This is a genomic window from Variovorax sp. Sphag1AA (assembly GCF_014192575.1).
Classification (GTDB): domain Bacteria; phylum Pseudomonadota; class Gammaproteobacteria; order Burkholderiales; family Burkholderiaceae_C; genus Variovorax.
Genome location: NZ_JACHYC010000003.1, coordinates 843462 through 862860, shown reverse-complemented (window position 1 = coordinate 862860; position 19399 = coordinate 843462). Strand labels below are relative to the sequence as shown.

Below are 19399 nucleotides of genomic sequence, written 5' to 3'. Positions count from 1 at the left end.
CCTCTTCATCGCTTCTCCTTCCTGCCCTCGCGGGCCGGCCGAAAAAGCCACCTTACCTCTAGTTTTGAAAAGTCCGGAATTCGGGGGAGACGTCAACTCCAACTCCAACTCCACGACGCAGTGATTCGTCCGCCTTTTGAGCTCCTTGGACGAGCTTCGTCAGAAGCTAAATGAACTCGGATGACCTCGTTTTCGGCTGTCATGTCGCGAGGCTGACTGGTACATCAAGGGTGTGACTTTGCCGGTGTGCACGCCTGCCCGAATCGAGACCCCGAGCGCCGGTAGGCACCGCCGTCGACGGTGTCGTGCTCAATCAGGCAAGCAAGACGCCGCGCCGCCGGCTTCAGGGCGTGCTTGACATTCTGCCGCCAGCGAGTGCGCGCCGGAACGCCGAACTCCAGCACCAATGCACACCGTCTGTAGCGCTACGCGCTGCGACGACGTTGTTGCTCTGTCCGTCGGCGCAGGTCAGCACGATGCGCGCGCAGTGCTAGGGCTTGCGACGTCTTGCGTCGCAGAGTCAGGGCTACCAGTTCCTGCCGCTCCGTTTTCGCCGGCACCAATTGGGTCTGGGGTCGTCCGCTCATTGCCGCCTCGTCGTGTGCCCACATGACGACCGATTCAACGGCTCAAGGATATTTCAATGAACCGCCGCCGCCATCTCGAAAGAGATAACGCGCTCCGACTCGGATGGCACGTGCGGCGGTACCGGTAGGGCGATAGCGTACCGATTCGGAATCTGGGGTACGGCATCACGCCGACACGACCGGCGACCGCAATGGCACCGGCAGCCCGGCCACCATCTTGTCAGTGTCGATTCAGAGGTGATGACAATGGATTCAAACGATGGAATCGAGACGGAAGCGGCATCGGCGAACGGACGTCGCAACTTTCTGCGCCAAACCGTTGCCTTGGGTTCGGCTGCTGCGGTTGTCGCTGGTGCGGCGCGAGCAGAGGGCATGCAAGCGACCGGCGTGGCGTCCGCGCCGGCCGGAGTCGCTCCCGAGCCGTACGCCCACTACACCTGTTTCAAGTTCCGCTTCGATGGCGGCGTGGCATTCGTCAGCATGGATCATCCGCCGCTGAACCTGCTCGACGAGGTCATGGCGTCGGAGTTCGAGCGGCTGGGGGCGGAGCTGGAATTTGATGAGTCGGTCCGCGTTGTCGTTCTGCAGAGCGCGCTTCCTGACTTCTTCATGGCGCACTCGGGCTTAGGGCGCTTCAGCGGCCCCGCCAAGCCGGCATCGCGTTCGCGCACGTTCCGTCTCACGCAGGCGCTTTACGAGCGCTTCAGATATATGCCCAAGGTGACCATTGCCAAGGTTGAGGGACGCGCGCGGGGCGGCGGCAGCGAGCTGGCGCTGGCGATGGACATGTGCTTTGCTGCAACAGGAAAGGCATTCTTCCGGCAGCCCGAGGTGGTGTGGGGCTTCGTCCCGGGAGGAGGCTCAACTCAGAGACTTCCGCGACAAATCGGCCGGCAGCGAGCGCTCGAGGTGCTCCTGGGGTCCAACGACATCTCGGCGGAGCTGGCGGACCACTACGGCTACATCAATCGAGCGCTTCCGCCAAGTGAGCTGGGACCATTCGTTGAGAAGCTGGCATACCGCATCGCCGCCTTTCCTCCCCACGCGATCGCCCACATCAAGACGGCCGTTGACGTCGGCGCGTTCAGCTCGCTCTCGGAGGGCTTGCTGGTCGAGGCCCACGAATCCGACCTGGCCCTTGCGAACCCCGTGACGCTCGAGCGCGTGATGCTTTCGAAAAAGCTTGGCGCCGAGAACTACCGGAGCGAGCTGGACATGGACTTCCTGGCGAAGATGCCTCCTGCGAAGTAGTCTTGGATTTCGTCGGCGAGCGACCTCTTCTCTGCCGTTCCGTCCACCAACGCAGGGCCGCCGGAGCAATCCGCAGCAGCGAGGCCCACCACCGGTCGAGACGAAGGGTCCAGGCCCTACGCACAGTGTCGCGTCATCAGGGCCGTTCTTCGTCAGCGGGCAGAGAGGCCCCGAGCAGGCCGGGCATGAATGGTCTTCGTCACGATCGGAGTGCTGCCGATGGCTTGGATTTTGCTGGCGCCCATCGCCTGCGCTTCGGGCTGCCACTGAGCAAGCATCGTCGACTTTCCGAAGCCTGTCGGCGCTAACACGATGACGATCTGCCTTCGCTTGATGGATTAAAAGGGGGGTAGTAGCACCCCCCTTTAGGGAGGGAAATCCTGCTGCGGTCTCTGTTGCAATGACATCCAGCCAGCCGCCGCTGGGCGTTCGGACTGGACAGCCTGGGCGCTATCCATTCTGAAACCTTGGCCGCCATATTGCGGTTTTTCCCAAGGAGAAAAAATGGCCACTCGGAGATCCGAAATCCGCATACGCCGACACCCGGACGAGGTGTGGGCCGTCATCAATGACGCCGGCCGCATCAGTGATTGGTTCCCATTGGTCGAGACCTCCAGCGTTGAGGATTCCAGACGAAGTCTATTGCTGCAGGGCGGTGCGCGCGTCGAAGAGGACATCAGCAGAGACGAAGCGCTGCGCCGCTTCCAGTACAGCATTGTCGGCGGCGATGTCCCGGTCGACTATCACCTGGGCACGGTGGATGTTCACGACCTCGACGGTGAATCGCTGGTCGTCTACAGCACCGAGGTCCTACCGGATGAGCTTGGCGACGTCCTCGGACCGGCCGTCGCCGATGCGCTGAGTGAGCTTCGTCGTCAGCTGGAACGCTGAACTGATTCCCCTCTACCAAGGAGACAACTGTGATCAGCAAGGCGCGCGGCGCGCGTGAACCTGTCGACGCAAGCAGGGATTCCGCCTCGGCACGATGGCGCCGGTTGTTCTGGGCCACCAACGCAACGCTCTGCAATTCGTGTTGAGCACCTTTCCAGCGCAAGTCAACTCGATCCCCGGCGCGCTACCTTGCCGAAGTCCGACCTCGACCGGGCCCTCCAGTTCGTGAGTTGCTGGCTCAACGAAGGCTGAGAGGTTTGGGCATGTCTCGGCCGCCTGCGCAAGGCCGCCTCCGGCCCGACCGCGGCAGCGAAGTAGCCAGATGCCGAGTTCCAAGTTTGCCGGTCTCATGCTCCTGAAGCATGGCTAGCAAGCTTACAAAGTCTTTGTTGCGACCACGGTGAGTCCTTAGATTCTCCCCCATGGAAAGCGCGATCGTGGTCTTCGAATTCGAAGGCGTCGGATGCTTCCATACAACCACCGTCATACTTTTAAGGACTGAATCATGAGCCATCCCGTCATCCTCATCACTGGCGCCCTCACCGGCATCGGCCGCGCTACTGCCTTGGCGTTTGCACGCAGCGGCGCGCGCTTGGCCGTCGCTGGACGACGCGCTGCCGAAGGAAAAGCCCTCGAGGCAGAACTGAAAGAACTTGGCGCCCAGGCAGTCTTCATTCAGGCCGATGTACGGCATGACGACGAAGTGCGGTCGCTAGTGGACCAGACTGTCGCCCTCTTTGGCCGCATTGATGCCGCCGTCAACAACGCCGGTACCGAAGGCCAGCCGGGCCTGATCGTGAACCAGACTGCCGAAAGCTATGCAGCAACCTTCGACACCAATGTGCTCGGTACGCTGTTGAGCATGAAGCACGAACTCCGCGCAATGACCGCCCAGAAGAGCGGCAGCATCATCAACATCTCCTCGACCTATGGCCACGAAGGTGCCGCCTATGCCTCGGTCTACGCCGCCAGCAAGCACGCGGTCGAAGGCTTCACCAAATCGGCCGCTCTGGAAGTGGCGGGCTCCGGCGTGCGGGTCAATGCCGTTGCACCCGGCCCGACCGATACGGGCATGCTGGACCGCTTCACGGGCACTCCAGAAAATAAGGCCGCGCTCGCCGCGGGCGTGCCCTTGGGCCGCGTCGGCAACCCGGCCGACATCGCCGCTGCGGTGCTCTTCCTGGCATCCGAGGGCGCGTCCTTTGTCACTGGGCAGATCGTGACAGTTGATGGTGGCAAGACCGCTGGCTGAAAGCCCCTCACCTTACCGCTGCGCGTCGAACGGTAGCGCCCTCTCAACTGGGGCGGGCGCTACCTCACTCGCAATCAGGAGATTCACCATGAACCAGCGCACCGAACCGTGCAGCCACCATGCCGCATCCACCTATGACCCTAACGGGAGGCCCGTCCAGCAGTCGACGCTGGTGGGCAACGATCTCCGCGATGCCGTCTTGAGGACCCAACCATGAGCTCTGTTCAACTCACTGGTAAGACCGCGCTGGTGACTGGCGCCTCGCGTGGCATTGGCCGCGCGACCGCCTTGGCACTGGCCGAAGCCGGCGCGCAAGTGCTAGTGCACTATGGCAGCGGCGAGAAGGAAGCGGCCGCGGTGGTGGACGAGATCCGCCGTGCTGGCGGCAAGGCCGAGAAGCTCGCGACCAACCTGCGGACCCCCGACGGGCCACATCAGTTGGCCCAGCGAGTACGCGCCATCATCGGTGGCCGACTGGATGTGCTGGTGGCCAACGCCGGCATCTCCAGAGCCGCTTCCATCGATGGCTCCACGGTTGAGGACTTCGACGCCTTGTTCGCGGTGAATGTGCGTGCGCCCTTCTTCCTGGTGCAGCAACTGCTGCCTGCACTGTGCAAGGGCAGCAGCATCGTGTTGCTGTCCTCACTGACCGCCCACGCCTCACTGGGGGGAACGCTGTCCGCCTACTCGGCCACGAAGGGGGCTATCGACACCTTGGTCAAGCACTTCGCGGCAAGTCTGGGCGAGCGCGGTATTCGCGTCAACGCCGTGGCGCCGGGTGTGGTCGAAACCGAAATGTCCAACTTCACGAAGACCAGCGCTGGCCGCGCCGCGGCACTGGGCATGCAGGCGCTGCGGCGCCTGGCCCAACCGCAAGACATCGCGGCGGCCATCGCCTTTCTCGCCTCCGACGAGGCCCGCTGGATCACCGGTGACACACTGCGCGTCGACGGTGGCTCCAAGCTTTAATCAATGCGTCCCAAAGGAAACCCAATGAAGCTCTATCACTCCACCTCGTCGCCCAACTCACGGCGCGTTCGTATCCTTCTCGCTGAGAAGGGCCTGTCGATCCCGATGGTCCCGGTGGACCTCGGCAGCGGCGAGCAGCACGGCGAAGCCTATCGCGCGATCAATCCGCGCCGTGTCGTGCCCACTTTGCTGCTCGACGACGACACCGCTATCGGTGAAGTGCCGGTCATCGGTCGCTACATCGACGACGTTCACCCCGACACGCCGCTCTTCGGAACGACGGCCAAGGAGAGGGCGATAGTCGCCATGTGGGACCGCCGAGTCGAGCAGGAAGGCTTCGCCTCGGTGATGGAAGCAATCCGAAACCGAATCCCCGGCCTGAAGGATCGCGCGATCGCCGGACCGCACGACTATGCGCAGATTCCCGCGCTCATCGAGCGCAGTACGCGACGCGTGACGAACCTCTTCAACGACATGAACGCACGCCTCACCAAGTCGATCTACGTTGCCGGTGACACCTTCTCGGTTGCAGACATCACGTTATTGGTGACGATTGACTTCGCTGCGAAGGCGATCGACTTGCCCATACCGAACTCGCTGGTCGCACTGCGGCGTTGGCATGCGTCAGTGTCTGGCCGTCCCAGTGCGTCAGCTTGAACTGAACTTCATCCTGCGCATGCGCTCGAAATCCTGGTGGATGACACGGATCTCATACCAGACCTCTAGCCCGAAGGAAGAGGAGGTCGGCGTAAGAAAGAAGCTGTCTACTGATCTCGGAAGCGCAAGAGCAAGTCTTGCATTCGACCTAGGGTAACCGCGCTTTTGCTGAAGTTGAGTGCGAATGAAAGTCGCAGCCCACCGCGTAAAAATTGACCTTTTAGCCTGTGGGTATGCCTTCGGGGTCTAGGACATCATGGAGCTGCGACATCTCAAGTACCTCATTGCAGTGGCCGAGACCGGTAGCGTCACTTTGGCCGCGGAAAAGCGACTGCACACATCACAGCCTTCGCTTAGTCGGCAGATCCGCGACCTGGAGGATCAGGTCGGCGTGGAACTGTTGCGCCGAAGCGCCCGGGGCGTGGAGCTAACAGAAGCGGGAAAGGCATTCATAGACCACGCGCGCCTTGCACTGAGCCAGGTGGACGCTGCTACGGAGGCCGCAAGGCGGGCAGCGCACCCTGCCAAAAAGCGATTCGCCCTGGGATTCCTGACAGGGCAGGAGATGACTTGGCTGCCCAAGGCCATGCACGTGTTGCGCGACGACTTGCCGAACGTCGATGTGACGGTTTCGAGCGATTACTCGCCCGATCTTGCGGATGGCCTTGCGCGCGGACGACTGGACCTGGCATTCCTGAGAGCCGAACCTGGCTTCGATCTTGAGTACCGCGTCGTGGGTCGCGAACCGCTGGTTGTCCTCGTGCCTAGCGACCATCGCTTGGCCAAGCGAAAGTCCATTCATCCGAGGGACCTCGTGGATGAGCCCTTTGTGGCCATGGCCAACAAGGCACGGTTTGTGAAAGATGTTATTGACGCTTATCTGAAGCGTGAAGGCGTTGTCCTGACTCCCACGCAGGGCGTTGACAACCCGGCCATGGTCATGTCTCTCGTCGCTTCGACACGCGGCGTGGCGTTGATCCCCAGCTACGTCGAGAACCTGCTGCCGTGGTCTGTGGTTAGTCGACCGCTTGCTGGCGAAGTTCCAATGATTGACTTGGTTGTGGGCTACAGTCGTTCCAACGCATCGCCGATTCTCAAGCTCTTTCTCTCAAGAATGAGTGAGTCTCTGAGTTAACGACGCGCGTCGCATGCTGAGTCGAGCAATCATGCGATCGTGCGAGAGACTGCGCCCTGCGGAGATCGTCCATGAATCAGGAGCGTCAGGATCACGGCGCAGGTCTCGGCCAGACCAGCGACCAGGCCCAGATCGTTCGTCGAGCCGTGTGCCAGCGTCACGCCACCGAGCGCGGCGCCGAGTGAAAAGCCGATGTACATGAACGACGCGTTGAGTGAGAGCGCGATGCCGGCTACTTTTACGCCCGAAATCCCGATCAACAGTGACTGCTGGGCCGGATAGAACGCCCAGTGCGTCAGTCCCCAGATGACGACGGCACTGAGCGCAGGCCAGAGCGCGGCCGACGGGCTAAGCACTCGGGCGTCGACTGCAAGGCTGAAGAAGCCAAGTCCACTGAGGGCGAGTGCCGGCACGATCACGCGCGCTGGGCCAAAGCGATCGCTCAAAGCGCCGCCGGAGAACACGCCAATCGCGGCAGCGAAACCCCACATGAACATCACAACGCTGATCTGCATGCCCTGTAGGCCGGTAAGGGAGGTGAGCAGCGGCGAAAGGTACGTATAGACCGTATAGGCGCCAGTTGCCCATAGCGTCGTGGTGAGCAGGGTAACAAGCACGATGGGACGCACACCGACACGAATGCGTTCGCCGATTGTTGCGGTCGGAACACCATCGCCTATGCCCTTGGGTACCCCGAAGAATACGCCTGCAGCCGCGATCGACGAGAGAAGGGCGACGCCGGCAAAGGTCATCCGCCAGCCCAACTTGTAGCCGACTATGGCGCCAAGCGGCACGCCGAGCGCAATCGCGATCGTGATGCCTGCATTGACGACTGCAATGGCGAGCCCCCGGCGTTCCGGCATGGCGATGGAGCCGGCGAGCGCATTGGATCCCGGAACGAACAGGCCCGCGGACAAGGCAAGCAGGACGCGGGCCGCCATCAGGCTCCAGAACGAGTTGGCGACGAAGGCGAGAAGGTTGGAAAGGGCGAATGCAATCATGCTGCCCAGCAGCAGCGAGCGGCGATTCACGCCGCCGGTCAAAGCCGTGAGTACAGGCGAGCTGATGCCGTAGGCGAACGCGAAGACAGTGACGAGTTGGCCGGCGTGCTGGATGCTCACCCCCAAGTCCGATGCAAGGCTCGGCAGCAGCGGAGAAATCATGAAGCCCTCGGTGCCGATTGCGAATGCCCCGAGTGCCAGCCAGTAGACGGGTCCGGGGACCCTATCGGATTGAGTGATGGATGCCATGGAAACTCCTTGCGGTGCACGTGCGCGTGACCCGGCCGGCTCGAGACTCGCGAGGGACCCCGTGACCCGTCGAGATCGCGCCAACCTTCGGTAGAACGGAATCTAGGGACATTGACTCCCTTTTGAAAAGACTTTGTAGGCTCGGGAGTCATGCCTCTGCAGCACGGTTGGAAGTTACTGTCGAGGCCTTTGCCCGCGAGTGACGAATCGCGCCGGAACGCGCGTCGGGACACGCGTTGGCAGAAAGGTCCGCTAACCGTGGACGAAATAGCGCTCCGCCTTAGCCGCCGACAACACCGAGTCGGCATCAATTGCAAGCGCGTCCATGGGTAGCTTGCCATTCAGAAGATAGTTCGGCTTGACGAACCAAACCGCGAGATCCCAGTCGCTCAAGGAAGACGCCAGTTCCCGGACCACCGCCGAAGCTGGCGCACGAGGCCTCAATTCAACCGAATCGAGTTGAAAGACTGGGAGGAACATGGTCGAATCCCAGACAAAACTCACGACCTGATGGGCAATGATCCACTTGGCGACCTGGGAGATGGGTTGCTGGACCAATTCGCCGAGTCGTAGCGCGAGTTCGTCTGCAGGAACCAATCCCCCAGTGCGGCGGTAAGCGCACATCATTTCGCCGTACTCAATCTCTCGCGATGGCTGCGCTCGTGCACCGATCAGCCGGCGCCGACAGGTTGAATGCTTGAGGTACTCGGGAAGTCTCATGTGCCATGCGCCACATAGGGAAACCGTTGCGAAGCCCGTAGTGTCATTCTCAATGACGGCCATGCACATCGCTCGGAAGGAACAGCCCCCCGTCCCCGCCAAGTGAGGGCCGCTTCTAATCCTTCCGTCCATGCTTGCAACGAAGCAACGTAGATCCCGGCCCATATCGAGGCGCGGCGCCGCGTTCGCCGTAGGCGATGCTGACAGCGACCAGTGCCGAACGGCACTTGGTTTGGCGCGTAGAGCGATCGAAACTTCGCACCTGGCTTGTGAAGGCGTTGCCGAGAGAGCGGCGCTCAGGCGCGGGCCCGTTCCAAATTTGACACCATGAAACCTTTTCGATTCCTCACTGGTCCGGCGCTGACGGCAGTTGCGTTGTCCACCGGAGTTCCTGCTCCCGCTTCGGCATCAAATGGCGAGCCCAACGTAGACGGGGCCGTCGTGTCGTCGTCTTTGGTGACTGCACCCACGCGCTACGTGGAGTCCAACGGCATCCGCTTTGCATATCGCCGCTTCGGGCAACCCAAGACAACGCCGTTGGTTTTCCTGCAGCACTTCCGAGGAAATCTCGACAACTTCGATCCGGCGGTCACGGATCCGTTGGCTCAGGGGCGCGAGGTCATCGTGTTCGACAATGCCGGGGTCGGTGCCAGTTCGGGGCCCGCGAAGAACACGATCGAGGCGATGGCGAAGGATGCCGAATCGTTCATCGATGCCCTCGGCTTGAAGAGGGTTGACTTGCTTGCCCATTCCATGGGCGGATACGTGGCCCAGCAGATCGCGGTCGACCGGCCGGAGCTTCTGCGCAAGCTGGTTCTTGTGGGCACGGGCCCGCGCGGCGGTGAGGGGATGGCGGTCCGCAAGGAATACACCGCGAACTTGTTCACCAAGCAATATCAGCCCCAGGACCTGATGTGGGGCCCGATCTTCTTTTCGACCAGCGATGCCGGCAAGGCGGCCGCAAACGGCTACTTCGAGCGAACGCACGCGCGAACGGCGGATCGCGATACGCCGGTGAGTCCGGAGACTGCTGCAGCGCACAGCACGGCAGCACGTGCCTGGGGGGCGGCCGGCGGCACGACCGACTATCTGAAGCGCATCACGCAGCCTGTGCTGGTGGTCAACGGCAGTGACGACGTCGTCGTGCCGACGGTCAATTCTTACGTGCTGCAACAGCAACTGCCGACCGCGCGCCTCATCCTGTTTCCTGATTCAAATCACGGCTCGCATTTCCAATACCACGAGATCTTTGTGAGGGACGTCGCATCCTTCCTCGATCAGGACTGATTGCACCGTCCCGAGGGACCAACGCACCTCGTGGATATCCTGGATCGAGGCGGAGATGCCGTTCTGCGACGGCTCGCCCAAGTATCTCTAATGGGGGATGACGCGCAGTCCCAATGGAGGCTTCGCGCCCTGTGCCTGACCGCTTATCGTCGGTTGCAAGCGAATGAACAAGGCGCCGTTCGCTCGCGATCGCCATCGACGAATGCGACGGAAGGTTACGCGTGAACAACAAGTCAGGCCTCTGCCCATCTCCTCATGTCGCAGAAGATCGCCCTGGTCGTATGTCGTCGCGACGTCTCCCCGATGACGCCGCTTTGGCGGCGTATGAGGTGCCGATCAAAAGCCGGTGATTCCGCGGTTCGACGCCAAGGCGACGGCGTGGGTGCGATCGCGAGCCCCCAGTTTCGCCAAGATATTTTTGATGTGGCTTTTCACTGTCCCTTCCGCGATGGACAGCTTGTCTGCGATGCTCTTGTTCGAGTTGCCGGCGGCGACGAGTTCGAGGATCTCGATCTCGCGTGCGCTCAGCTGCTCTCCGGCAGCGTGCCTCGCCAACTCCTGTGCGACGTCGAGGTCGACACGCCGCTGTCCAAGGTGAACGGCGCGGATTGTGTCAAGGAGTTCGGCGCGAACTTGACTCTTAAGGAGGTAGGCCTGCGCGCCGGCCTTCAGGGCGCGCTGCGCCAGAGCGTCGCCGGGGTAGGTGGTGAGGACCACAATGCGTGCCTCGCGGAATTCCGCCCTGATGCTCATGACGGCGTCGATGCCCCCCATGTCGGCCATCTTGAGATCCATCAGCGTGACATCTGGCTTGAGTACGCGAAACTGCTCGATGGCCTCGCGGCCACTGGCCGCCTCGCCGACCAGCTCGATGTCCTCCGAGCCAGAAATCAAGGCAAGCACGCCCGCACGGACGAGCGGATGGTCGTCGACGCACAGAACGCGGATGGGCGGATGTGGGGATTGCAAGAGCACATTCCTAGTATGAGATCGGAGGCTATGCAGCGCCTGTCAGGCGTCGTCGAATGCAGCTGCCACTGCGTTATCCATGATACCGATCCGGTCTGCGCCAAGCGAGAGATTTCCCCGAATACCCGGGGCGTGGCGAACGCGTCTGCGCCGCAGTCGCCGAAGTCGGAAAAGACGAATGCGCGTTGTGCTCTTTCCGTTCGCGCTTCCGTGCGCCGTTCTTGTTCGCCCGCCCGGAGGTAGCGGCGTGCTCGAGCGCGGAGCTGACATCGCCCATTCGACCTGGCTTGCGGGCACGATCGCCGTGGGCAGCATCGTTCTGGTGGTTCTGGTCTTTTGGAAGTCGCGGCGCGCGCGACAGGCGGCGCGTGCGCGCGACTTGCAAGTGAAGGCGCAGGCACGCCTCTCTCGCGAATCGCATGATGCTCTCCTGCAGGGAATGCAAGGCCTTGTGTTTCGACTGCAGGCTGTGCACAACCTCTTGCCCGGGCAGGTGGGCGAGGCGCATCGGATGCTTGGTGCGACCTTGGAACGCGCGGACATCGTGTTGATGGAAGGCCGCAAGGCCGCGCAGGAACTGCACGATGCAGACGAGAACTCGGACGACCTGGTCCAAGCGATGCACTTGCTCGGACTTGAGTTCAGCGACACTCCGCGTCGTCGATCGACCATATTCGCGGTTCGTGAGGAAGGGCAACCGCGAGTGCTGGCTCCGCTCGTTCGGGACGAGATCTATTGGGTCGCGCGCGAAGCGGTTCGCAACGCAATGACACACGCTTCGGCGAGTGTCATCGAGGTCGAACTGAGCTTCGGACGTGACGATTTTTCCCTGCGCATCCGCGATGACGGGGTGGGTATGACCCGCGCGGCTCTCGCTTGTGTCGGGCATGAAATGCGGGCTCGCGCCGCGGACGTAGGGGGAAGGCTCGCTGTGTGGTCCCGACCAGGGGCTGGCACGGAAGTTGAACTCACATTACCGAACCGTGTGGCGTTCGCCAACTATAGTGGTGGGCCAAGTTGGCGATGGACATCGAAGGGGTCGAGCAATGGAAACCGCTGACAAGCTGCGCATCGTCGTGGTGGACGATCATCCCATCGTTCGTGAAGGTATTGGCTGGCTGATCGGTCAGGCGCCAGACATGGAGGTCGTGGCGGAGGCTGCCAATGGCCTGGAAGCCATCGAGCGGGTACGGAGCCTCCGCCCCGACATCGTGTTGCTGGATCTGCAGATGCCAGTTATGGGCGGCATCGATGCGTTGACCGCGATTCGTGGCGAAGACCCGTCGGCACGCGTAATCGTTCTGACAACCTATGCAGGTGATGCGCTTGTGCAACGTGCCTTAAAGGCTGGCGCCGTTGGCTATATTCTGAAGGCCAACGTGCGAGCCGACCTGCTCGACGCGGTCCGGGCCGTTCGTTCGGGGCAGAGACGATTCGACGCCGAGATCGTTCTCGATCTCGCCAATCATTCGGCCGACGCCCAGCTGAGCGTTCGCGAGATTCACGTTCTCGAATTGATCGCTGCCGGCAACTCGAACAAGCGCATCGCGCGTGAGCTTTCGATTTCCGAGGGGACGGTGAAGAACCACGTCAAGGGCATTCTCGACAAGCTGGGTGCCAACGACCGAACCCACGCTGTCACGATTGGCAATCGACGAGGAATCATTGGGGTATGAGCTGCGCGAGATCCGGACGGTGCTCATGGATGGACCCTACTTGCGCACCATTGGAATCTGCAGATTCGTCGGCCGGTTCTGCTCGGTATCGAAGCCGCGGCCATCCACATTGCGTGCACCCCAGAACAGCATGCCGTGAGCCAGGTAGATCAGGTCGTACTCCATGAAATTCTTGCCGGCTGCAAGGCCGAACGGCGCGAAGCTCTTGCCGAAGATGCTCTGCGTCTGACCGACCTGCCATTTCGCGTAGCCTTGAGCAGCCACCTGATTCAGCACATCGGCGAAGCCCTGCAGCAAGGGCGTGACTTCGTAGGCGTCATCGGCGACGAAATCCACCTTCTGTGCACCGGGCGCGATTGGATGCTCGCCGCGCCAGAACATGTGGCCCTTGATGAGAAGGCGTGCGAGTGGCGCTTTGCCGTATGGGTCTGCGAAGTTGATGATGGCTAGCTCGAAGCGATCGCTCGGCGAGGCCTTGAACTCACGCTTCAGGTAGAACGGCTTCAGCGAGCCGTCCGGGTTCTTGGCGGCACTGGGGCGTACCTCGGGTGCGATGCTGGTCCAGTCGCCGACTAAAGCTTGCTGGGTTTGTTCTAGGGTCATAGGAGTCGCTCCTTGAGTGGATGAGGCTTGATAGGGGCTGTGCCGCAGGCTAGTGGTAGGTCGCCTCAAAGAGGTATTGCGCACACGAGCAATTTGCGCCTCGCCGCGCCGCGCCGGGGGATTCAGGCGTCAACACCTGGTCGTTTTCCGCTCAGGTACACGATGGCGAATCGCTTCAGGTCGTCCGTCCAGACATTGCGCAGGCTCAAAGCGGCACGAGCCGCCAGAGCCTCGAACTCGCCGATGGTGTACTTGTGGCTGTATTCGACCAGCATCGCTTCGTCGCGCTTGAACTTATATGTCGCGCCTTGCAGAAGAACGGTCTGGTCGTCCAGGCTGATCAGGTAGGTCTCGATGCGGCCGGCCGCGACGTTGTAGCGCGCTCGATGCGCAAAGCGGGTCAGGTCGAAGTCGGTACCAACCGCAGTATTGAGATGCGCCAACATGTTCAAGGTGAATCGTGCCGTCACACCTGCTGCGTCGTTGTACGCGGCCTCCGTCTGCGCCACATCCTTGCGCAGATCGATGCCGACGAGCGCGCCGCCGGTAGATCCCACGGTGCCGCGGATGTTGCGCAGGACTCGCAACGCCCCCGCCTTGTCGAAATTGCCGATCGTCGAGCCCGGGAAGAACACGACTGTCCTGCGTGCAATTGACGACGAGACCGGCAACCGCAAGGGTTGCGTGAAATCGCCGACGACGGGGGTTATCGGCAGGCCAGGGAATTCGCGCCTCAACGCAACCAGACTTTCCTTGAGCGCGTCGGGCGAGATCTCGACTGGTGCGTATACCGCCGGTTCCGCCAGGCTGCGTATCAGCAGGCGGGTCTTCACTCCGCTACCGCTACCGAACTCCACGATGCGCGAGTGCGGCCCCACAACTCGAGCGATGTCGCCTCCAAAGCGCACGAGGATCCCGATCTCGGTGCGCGTGAGGTAGTACTCCGGTTGGCGGCAGATCTCCTCGAACAGCCGAGAGCCTTCGGCGTCGTAGAAGAACTTGGAAGGAAGCTGCTTGGGGCTTGCGGATAGGCCCTTGGCGACTTCGGAGGCCATAGACCCGACGTCGTCGAGTTGATCCGTGGCCGATTGAAGGAGGATGGCGTTCATGTGGATGGGAATGGCTTGGCCGAGGCTTCCGATGAGTCAGGCAACGCGCTCGATGGCATCGACCCGATCGGGGTAGAACGCGACGTGTTCGCGGATCTGGGCGACGGCTGGATAGGGCTCCTCATAGGTCCACACGGCGTTGATGCCCTTGTCGCCCGCGGCCGGAATGCTGTAGTACGAGCAATCGCCCTTGTACGGGCAGTAGGTCGCGTGCGCGGTTCGTTCGAGCCGGGACATGTCGACATGCTTGCGCGGGATGTATTGAACGTCCGGATAGCTGGCCTCGCGCAGCGTGAGCGCTTCGTCCGTGTTGGCGATGACGTGGCCGCCGACCTTGACGATCACGCGACCTGAAGTGCGTTCGATGGTGATCGGGTGATCGGGGCCGGGAATCTTGATTTGCTTTGCGTTCATGTTGTCCTCGTCTTGGGGTGTGTGCTGGCCAGACACGCAAGTGCCGGCAGCGAGGGAAGTCATTCGACTGCCTTGACGATGTCTTCGACTACCTTCTTGGCGTCGCCGAAGACCATCATGGTTTTGTCCATTTAAAAGAGAGCTCGTCGGGCGCGTTGGCGCCGCGTCCGGCGCCGCGCTCGATGCGCAAGACGTGCCCCTGCGTGACGAGCTTGCGGACGCTCTCCGGCGTCATGGCAACCCGAGTCTCACCAGGCAGGGACTCTTTGGGGATACCCAGGATCATTTGCTGTCAGCTCCTTGGTGCTTCTCGGGAATCGATCCGCGTGCTGCGCAATGCAGTCGATGCACTATCGACGGCCCACGTGCGAGGGGCAATAGCTCGATATGGACACTCGGCGTTCCCACTGCGCGGCTTGCTTGGGTTTCAGGCATCCCGGGCTAGTCGCATGCCGGTGATCTGCCAGCGGGTCGCTGGCGGGAAGAAGTTCCGGTAGCTGTTCCTCGCGTGACCCGGCGGCGTGGCAATGCTGCCGCCTCGCAAGACGAGTTGGCCGACCATGAACTTCCCGTTGTATTCCGAGGCCGCACCCGCGAGCGGCCGGAATCCCGGATAGGGATCGTAGGAGGAGCGCGTCCACTGCCAGGCGCGATCGGCGACTTGTCGCATACCGGGGAGGGTCGAGGCCGCTTCCCATTCGAATTCTGTTGGCAGGCGCGCACCGGCCCACTGCGCGTAGGCCGCGGCTTCGTAGAAGCTCAGGTGAGTGACGGCGTCGTCGAAGTCGAGCGCGTGGAGGCCGTCGTGACCGAAGGACAGCCATCCCTCGTCGGGGAGCTCCGACGGTCTGAGTGCAAGTGTCTCGGCGCGCATCCAGTAGCCCGGAGCCTCCCATCCATTGGCGTGTATCGCGGCCCAGCCGTCGGACAACCAGAAATCCGAACGTCGATAGCCGTCGTCGTCGATGAAGGCGAGATATTCGCGATTCGTCACGAGTCGATCGGCGATCGCAAAGGGGCGCAAGAGCGTCGGATGTCGTGGGCGCTCATTGTCGAAGGCAAAGCCCGGGCCGTCGTGGCCGACGTCAACGATGCCACCTGGATGGCTGAGCCACTCGGCGCCGCCGCTCGAATTGCGCGGAATCTCCAACAGTCCGCTCGGCGGCGCGAAGGCCGGAAACAGCGGATTGCGCGAAAACGCGTGGACGATGTCGGTGACGAGCAACTCCTGGTGTTGCTGCTCGTGATGCAGTCCCAGTGCGAGGGCGTCCAACACTGTTGGCGCAACCGCTGCGTCCATCGTCGACAGCAGGTTGTCCACTGCGGCGTCGACATGTTGCCGGTATGCGAGCACATGTTCGAGCGCGGGCCGCGTGAGCATGCCGCGTTCGGGGCGCGCAAGCCTCGGGCCGAGAGATTCGTAGTATGAGTTGAACAGGTATGCCATTCGCGCGTCGAACGGCGCGTATCCGGGCACATGCGGCGCTAACAGCAAGGTCTCGAAGAACCAGGTCGTATGTCCGAGGTGCCACTTGGTAGGGCTCGCGTCGGGCATGGACTGCACCGACTGATCCTCGGACGTAAGCGAGCGCGTCAGGGCGAGCGAATGCGTCCGCACCTCCGCATAGTTGCGGCGTGCGGAACGGATCATCGCAGCGAGGGAAAACGACGAGATGGTATCGGTGGCAGGAGTCTTCATCGCCCCTGCATCAGTCGAGGAAACGATCGCCGAACATTGGATTTCCGCTCTTGGAGTCGTCCTGGGACGCCTCGTCCTGCAGAACGTCCCAGTGCTCTGCCAGCAGGCCATCGGCGATGCGCACGATGTCCGCCGCGATCCAGTTGCGTGGACGTCCGTTGCCAGAGAAGCGGCCATGGACGATCACGTAGTCGCCGCTGGCCACGATGAGGCCGGGCTCGTATTTCAGGGATGCGGGAGCGGCCTTGATGAGACTGAACAGGCCCTCGCGGCCCGGTTCGATGTGGGCGCTGTGCTGGATGTAGTGCGACGACCAGAACGTCTGGGCCTTCGCATAGTCGCGCTTGTTGAACAGCGTGTCGAACGCTTCGAGGACGAGCGCCCGGTTGGCTTCTTCCAGAGGGGTGGGCATGTTGGTTCCTGGTGGTCGTGCGGCCGGATTGGGGAGGCGTCACTTTGGGCGTATGCGCTCGCCGCCGCAAGTGCCTTTCGGCACGTGGCGGTATCGCGCCCCCGCATCTTCGTTCTCTCGGACCGCCCTCGCACTCCCTCGAAAGGCACATCGCGCGGGGTGCACATAGGGGTCGTGTGTTCGGCCCCGATCGGGCGATGCCCGACCTGGCGCCCGAACGGACACTGCTCGAACCGTTACGGAATCGCTGCAGTTCAAAGTCCCACGCACCCATTGTCATGACTGAACGGAGAATTTCCATGTCTGCTCAACCCGTTGTCCTCATCACTGGCGCATTGACCGGCATCGGCCGCGCCACCGCGCTCGCGTTTGCAAAGCAAGGGGCCCGACTCATCGTGTCTGGGCGTCGTGCAGATGTCGGCAAGATCCTGGAAGCGGAACTGAAGGAGCTTGGCGTGCAAGCTCGCTTCATCCAGGCCGATGTCCGCAACGATGTTGCGGTGCGCGACCTGATGGACCAGGCCGTGACTCAATACGGGCGTCTGGACGTGGCTGTCAACAATGCCGGCACGGAAGGCCAACCCGGGCCGATCAGCGCGCAGACCGCGGAGTCCTATGTGGCGACTTTCGATACCAATGTGCTTGGGACCCTGCTCAGCATGAAGCACGAACTGCGCGTGATGGGCCCGCAGAAGTCAGGGACCATCATCAACATCTCGTCTACCTATGGCCACGAAGGCGCCGCAAACGCGGCCGTCTATTCCGCCAGTAAGCATGCCGTCGAAGGCCTCACGAAATCGGCTGCATTGGAGGTCGCATCCACCGGCGTTCGGGTCAACGCAGTGGCGCCCGGGCCGACCGATACCGGCATGCTCGACCGATTCACTGGTAGTCCAGAGAACAAGGCAGCACTCGCAGGTTACGTCCCACTTGGACGAGTCGGCCAGCCGAATGACATCGCAGCGGCTGTGCTCTACCTTGCCTCGGACGCGGCTGCATTCGTGACAGGCCAGGTCATCACGGTCGACGGCGGCAAGACGGCCGGCTAACGAAACACACTTTGCAGCGCCACGGCACACCGCGACCAAGGTAGGGGTGTGGCCGCCGCATTCTTCAGAAGGAGTACGCAATGACCAATGCCACGGTCACCGAGCAAAGCAAGGCCGTTGTCGACGCCTACTACCAGGCAGGCGTCCAAGGACGCCTGACGGACTTCGGCCCGTATCTGCACCCCGATTTCACGACCTCCGCACCGAACTATCTGCCCTGGGGAGGCACGCACGCGGGCGCTGCGTTCTTTCGCGACCAGGTACTGCCCAACCTGCCCGGCGTCCTGGACTTCTCACGCTTCTCCTATGACGTTCTGTTCGCCGAGGACGAGAAGGTTGTCGCGCTCGTGAACTTCGGGTTGACCGGCAGCGACGCCGTGATCACGATCTCCGAGCACTGGACGGTGCGCGATGGCAAGGCAACGTCCATCTGGGTGGCGTATTTCGAACCGCAAAAGCTGCTGGACAAACTGGGTATCGCACACGGCCTGTCCTCTGGTACGTCCGATGCACCCTCGAAGTGACGGCCAGGTCGCCGTTCTGCCGGTCCGTCTTCAAGCCAATCTCCACGAACTCTCGAAAGGGCTTCGCCATGACCCAACACAGACATCAAACGGCGCCGACGCAATTCGCCGAGGTCAACGGTGTGCGCTTCGCTTACCGCCGCTTCGGCAAGACCGGTGGCGCGCCGCTCGTCATGAACATCCACTTTACCGGCACGATGGACCACTGGGATCCGGCCGTGACCGACGGACTCGCCGCGCAGCGTGAGGTGATCCTCTGGAACAACGCCGGCATTTCCAGCAGTTCGGGCGAAGTCCCCGAGTCCATCGAAGGCATGGCTGACCACTTGATCGACTTCATCAAGGCGTTAGGACTCAAGCAGGTCGACGTCCTCGGCTTCTCGATGGGCGGCCTCGTCGCCCAAGCGACCGCGCAACGCGCTCCGGCCCTCGTGCGTCGCCTGGTGCTCGTCGGCACCGGCCCGCGTCATGGCGAAGGCATGGCCACGTTGACGCCGGAAGCGCAGGAGATCTTCGGTGCGACCTACGCCGAGCCGGACCACCTGTGGCTGCGCGTGATGTTCACGCCTTCGGAGCGAAGCCAGGCCGCGGGCCGGGAATTCCTCAAGCGCTTTCGCCTTCGCAAGGAAAACCGCGATCCGGAGGTCAACGAGAAGGTCGCTCCCGCGCAGATCGCTGCCCTGACCAGGTGGGGCGCGCCGGCCGACAGGCCGTTCGAGTACTTGCGCGACATCAAACAGCCGACGCTGGTCGTGAACGGAAGCAACGACGTGATCATCTACACGATCAACTCGTACATCCTGCAGCAGAATTTGCCGAACGCGCATCTGATCCTGTATCCGGATGGCAACCACGGCGCCCAGTACCAGTACCCGGAGCTATTCGCGTCGCAGGTGAACGACTTCCTTTCCCGTCCAGCGGACTGAGTCCCCAAGGCTTGTCTGT

The 19399-nt window shown here is 62.1% G+C and carries 21 protein-coding genes; 12 read left to right on the top strand and 9 right to left on the bottom strand.

What is annotated here, in order from left to right:
* The first annotated feature begins 959 nt into the window (after positions 1-959).
* From FHW64_RS15945 to FHW64_RS15920, 6 genes are all read left to right on the top strand, one after another.
* Complete coding sequence (locus FHW64_RS15945; RefSeq protein WP_184527832.1) at positions 960-1838, top strand: enoyl-CoA hydratase/isomerase family protein; 879 nt, start codon at positions 960-962, stop codon at positions 1836-1838.
* 504 nt (positions 1839-2342) lie between these two features.
* Positions 2343-2729, top strand: coding sequence for an SRPBCC family protein (locus tag FHW64_RS15940; protein ID WP_184527830.1), 387 nt, complete (start codon positions 2343-2345; stop codon positions 2727-2729).
* A 505-nt stretch (positions 2730-3234) separates the two neighbouring features.
* Positions 3235-3981: an SDR family NAD(P)-dependent oxidoreductase gene (locus FHW64_RS15935; protein WP_184527828.1), complete on the top strand. Its 747-nt coding sequence runs from the start codon at positions 3235-3237 to the stop codon at positions 3979-3981.
* Between the two features lie 213 nt (positions 3982-4194).
* Positions 4195-4950, top strand: coding sequence for an SDR family NAD(P)-dependent oxidoreductase (locus FHW64_RS15930; RefSeq protein ID WP_184527826.1), 756 nt, complete (start codon positions 4195-4197; stop codon positions 4948-4950).
* Positions 4951-4974: 24 nt separating this feature from the next.
* Positions 4975-5607, top strand: a complete 633-nt coding sequence (locus FHW64_RS15925) for a glutathione S-transferase family protein (RefSeq protein WP_184527824.1) — start codon at positions 4975-4977, stop codon at positions 5605-5607.
* A gap of 256 nt (positions 5608-5863) precedes the next feature.
* Positions 5864-6742 carry a LysR family transcriptional regulator gene (locus FHW64_RS15920; RefSeq protein ID WP_184527822.1) on the top strand — a complete coding sequence of 293 codons (879 nt, stop codon included), beginning with the start codon at positions 5864-5866 and terminating at the stop codon, positions 6740-6742.
* A 29-nt stretch (positions 6743-6771) separates the two neighbouring features.
* Here FHW64_RS15920 and FHW64_RS15915 read toward each other — a convergent pair whose 3' ends face one another.
* Positions 6772-7992, bottom strand: a complete 1221-nt coding sequence (locus FHW64_RS15915; protein ID WP_184527821.1) for an MFS transporter — start codon at positions 7990-7992, stop codon at positions 6772-6774.
* A gap of 252 nt (positions 7993-8244) precedes the next feature.
* The gene (locus FHW64_RS15910) at positions 8245-8775 is read right to left on the bottom strand and encodes a hypothetical protein (protein ID WP_184527819.1); all 531 of its coding nucleotides are present in this window, start codon (positions 8773-8775) and stop codon (positions 8245-8247) included.
* Positions 8776-9189: 414 nt separating this feature from the next.
* On the opposite strand from FHW64_RS15910, the gene FHW64_RS15905 reads away from it, so the two are divergent.
* The gene (locus FHW64_RS15905; RefSeq protein ID WP_311733311.1) at positions 9190-9999 is read left to right on the top strand and encodes an alpha/beta hydrolase; all 810 of its coding nucleotides are present in this window, start codon (positions 9190-9192) and stop codon (positions 9997-9999) included.
* A gap of 336 nt (positions 10000-10335) precedes the next feature.
* On the opposite strand, the gene FHW64_RS15900 is transcribed toward FHW64_RS15905, so the two are convergent.
* Entirely contained in the window at positions 10336-10968 is a 633-nt protein-coding gene (locus tag FHW64_RS15900) for a response regulator transcription factor (protein WP_184527816.1), read from the bottom strand.
* A gap of 178 nt (positions 10969-11146) precedes the next feature.
* Here FHW64_RS15900 and FHW64_RS15895 point away from each other — a divergent pair, with 178 nt between their 5' ends.
* Complete coding sequence (locus FHW64_RS15895; RefSeq protein ID WP_184527814.1) at positions 11147-12028, top strand: sensor histidine kinase; 882 nt, start codon at positions 11147-11149, stop codon at positions 12026-12028.
* A complete protein-coding gene (locus FHW64_RS15890) occupies positions 12015-12644 on the top strand; it encodes a response regulator transcription factor (protein ID WP_184527812.1) in 630 nt (209 codons plus the stop codon). Before FHW64_RS15895 ends, FHW64_RS15890 begins: the two co-directional genes overlap by 14 nt.
* A gap of 36 nt (positions 12645-12680) precedes the next feature.
* Here the strand turns inward: FHW64_RS15890 and FHW64_RS15885 are convergent, their stop codons facing one another.
* The 6 genes from FHW64_RS15885 to FHW64_RS15860 all read right to left on the bottom strand — a co-directional run bounded on the left by FHW64_RS15885 (position 12681) and on the right by FHW64_RS15860 (position 16881).
* Complete coding sequence (locus FHW64_RS15885) at positions 12681-13247, bottom strand: hypothetical protein (protein ID WP_184527810.1); 567 nt, start codon at positions 13245-13247, stop codon at positions 12681-12683.
* 122 nt (positions 13248-13369) lie between these two features.
* Positions 13370-14356: an L-histidine N(alpha)-methyltransferase gene (gene egtD / locus FHW64_RS15880; protein ID WP_184527808.1), complete on the bottom strand. Its 987-nt coding sequence runs from the start codon at positions 14354-14356 to the stop codon at positions 13370-13372.
* A 36-nt stretch (positions 14357-14392) separates the two neighbouring features.
* Positions 14393-14770 (bottom strand): DUF427 domain-containing protein, encoded by a 378-nt coding sequence (locus tag FHW64_RS15875; RefSeq protein WP_184527806.1) that lies wholly within the window; start codon positions 14768-14770, stop codon positions 14393-14395.
* A gap of 115 nt (positions 14771-14885) precedes the next feature.
* On the bottom strand, positions 14886-15056 hold the full coding sequence (locus FHW64_RS34860) for a hypothetical protein (protein ID WP_184527804.1): 171 nt from the start codon (positions 15054-15056) through the stop codon (positions 14886-14888).
* 141 nt (positions 15057-15197) lie between these two features.
* Positions 15198-16469: an ergothioneine biosynthesis protein EgtB gene (egtB, locus tag FHW64_RS15865; RefSeq protein ID WP_409350621.1), complete on the bottom strand. Its 1272-nt coding sequence runs from the start codon at positions 16467-16469 to the stop codon at positions 15198-15200.
* Positions 16470-16479: 10 nt separating this feature from the next.
* Positions 16480-16881 (bottom strand): nuclear transport factor 2 family protein, encoded by a 402-nt coding sequence (locus tag FHW64_RS15860; protein WP_184527802.1) that lies wholly within the window; start codon positions 16879-16881, stop codon positions 16480-16482.
* A gap of 299 nt (positions 16882-17180) precedes the next feature.
* Between FHW64_RS15860 and FHW64_RS15855 the strand changes: the two genes are divergently transcribed.
* The 3 genes from FHW64_RS15855 to FHW64_RS15845 all read left to right on the top strand — a co-directional run bounded on the left by FHW64_RS15855 (position 17181) and on the right by FHW64_RS15845 (position 19380).
* Entirely contained in the window at positions 17181-17930 is a 750-nt protein-coding gene (locus FHW64_RS15855) for an SDR family NAD(P)-dependent oxidoreductase (protein ID WP_184527800.1), read from the top strand.
* Between the two features lie 80 nt (positions 17931-18010).
* On the top strand, positions 18011-18454 hold the full coding sequence (locus FHW64_RS15850) for a nuclear transport factor 2 family protein (protein WP_184527798.1): 444 nt from the start codon (positions 18011-18013) through the stop codon (positions 18452-18454).
* Between the two features lie 68 nt (positions 18455-18522).
* Positions 18523-19380, top strand: a complete 858-nt coding sequence (locus FHW64_RS15845) for an alpha/beta fold hydrolase (protein ID WP_184527796.1) — start codon at positions 18523-18525, stop codon at positions 19378-19380.
* Positions 19381-19399 lie beyond the last annotated feature (19 nt).